Source organism: Sphaerimonospora mesophila, from assembly GCF_001417795.1.
GTDB lineage: Bacteria > Actinomycetota > Actinomycetes > Streptosporangiales > Streptosporangiaceae > Sphaerimonospora > Sphaerimonospora mesophila.
The window spans coordinates 1-1,804 of sequence record NZ_BCBX01000002.1 but is presented as its reverse complement, the minus strand read 5'-3'; the positions used below and the strand labels follow the sequence as shown (position 1 = coordinate 1,804).

The 1,804-nt window shown below is 66.2% G+C and carries 1 protein-coding gene; it reads right to left on the bottom strand.

The annotated features are described in order from the left end of the window. The coding region (locus AP234_RS00010; RefSeq protein ID WP_268777986.1) for a SpvB/TcaC N-terminal domain-containing protein at window positions 1–1,718 on the bottom strand (1,718 nt) is incomplete at its 3' end. Between the last annotated feature and the right edge of the window lie 86 nt (window positions 1,719–1,804).

Sequence of the window (1,804 nt, the reverse complement as noted above, 5' to 3'; positions counted from 1 at the left end):
GGGGAACCGACATACTCGTACCGGGTGACCATGTCCGGGGAGCCGGCCACCAGGTCCTTGTCGGTGACGGTGGTGACCAGCCACTTGTTGTAGACGTTCCCGACGGTGTATCCGCCGGATTCACCGGCGAAGACCCAGTAGCAGTCATAACCGGCACGGTCGCGCACGTCAGCCAGGGTGCGGACCGCTAAATCGCAGCCGCTGGGCTGGCCGTAGGAGATCTCCGTCCGGCCGCCCAGGCCGTTGTTGATGCCCGCGATCCGCGGGAACCGGTTACCGGCATCCTGATTGAGTAGCAGCACCGCGTCGAACTGGAGTGGCGGCATCGCGATCTCCGGGCCGCCCCCTGCGAGCCCGACCTGACGGACGCTGTCCAGCCACAGCACCGGAGCCGGGGGCGTCTGGCCGGGTTTGGTCTGCACCCAGCGATACCCCAGTTCCCACCGGGTCACATCGTCCCAGCCGCTGGCCGATGGGTTCCAGGTCTGCGTGGTGATCGTGTTCAACCGCCGGGTGACGAAGAATGAAGGCGTGGTCGGATTGAACAGGCACCAGCCCTGATGCCCGGGATCGTCACAGATCAGATCGAAGGGAAAGTCCTTGTAGGTTCCGCCGATAACGCCCTCACCGCGGGCCAGGGTGGAGAACACCACGCGCCCGGTCGCTGCCGACCCCGCAACGTTCACGTTGCTCCCGTAGGCCACCTGCGCCAGGTAGCCGCCCCGGTCATAGGTCAGCAAATCGCTACTCGGGCAACTACCATTCGACGCCGCGCAGTAGCGCCCCTGCTCCCGGCTGTAGGAGTAATCGATCACATTTCCCTTAGGATCGATCTCCTGATCCAGCATCCACCGCCAGGGGCCGCGGCAGAACCGGCCGAACCCCCACGGCGCCGACTGCTGCGCGTAACACGGGTCACTGGACTTCTTAGCCAAGTACGGCACTTGGAAAGAAGCATCCCGGTGCTGTCCGAACCGGTAGACCGTTCCGTCCTGGGTCGTCACTCGCCAGTACCGCTGTCCTGGGTTGCCGGGATCGCTACCGGTGTCCAGTTGCTCGATCTTCCAGCCGTAGTCCTCCTCGGTCCGCCACGCCCCCGACGTCCCCGACGCCGTGTCCTTGACGATCCGCGACGAACGGCCCGCCACCGACAACGTCAGATCGTTGTTGTCGTCCCAGCACACATACCGCGGGTCCTCGGTGGAACTGTCCACGTTGCATGGCTTGTAGTGGCGTTCGATGAACCCCACGCCCAACTCCCAGCCCATCCCGACCCAGCCGGCCTGGTTGTTGGTATAGGAGGTCAGCGAGTCCACCGAAGAGGAGGAATAATCCAGCGACAGCTGCGGCCCCTGCCCGCCCGGCGGGGGCGGCGCGGCGATCGGCACGCTGTAGGAGAACGCACCACCGGACGGGCCGACCTGCCAGGTCCCCGACGGCTTCAGATCCGTCGCGGCGAACGACCCGGTCAGATCCGACGACGTCGAAGCCGCCGACGCCGTCATCACATACACCGAACCGGCCTGAGCGGTACCACTGCCGCCCGCCGTCTGCGACGACACCCCAGCGTTCCTACTCTCGGCGGTATCCGGCAGGGCCGCCTTGGGGGCGGCCTGCAGTTGCGCGGTGAGCGTGCCGGCCGCTACATCGTTGATCACCGGGATCTGGCGTGCCTTCGCCCGCGTGGCGCACTCCGGTGAGGTCGTGGCGGCAAGCACACACGACGGCAACTCCACCAAGGTCAGCCGCGAGGCGAAACCCCCGCCGGAAGCCTCGCGGAACGAGGAGTAGTCCAAACTCACCG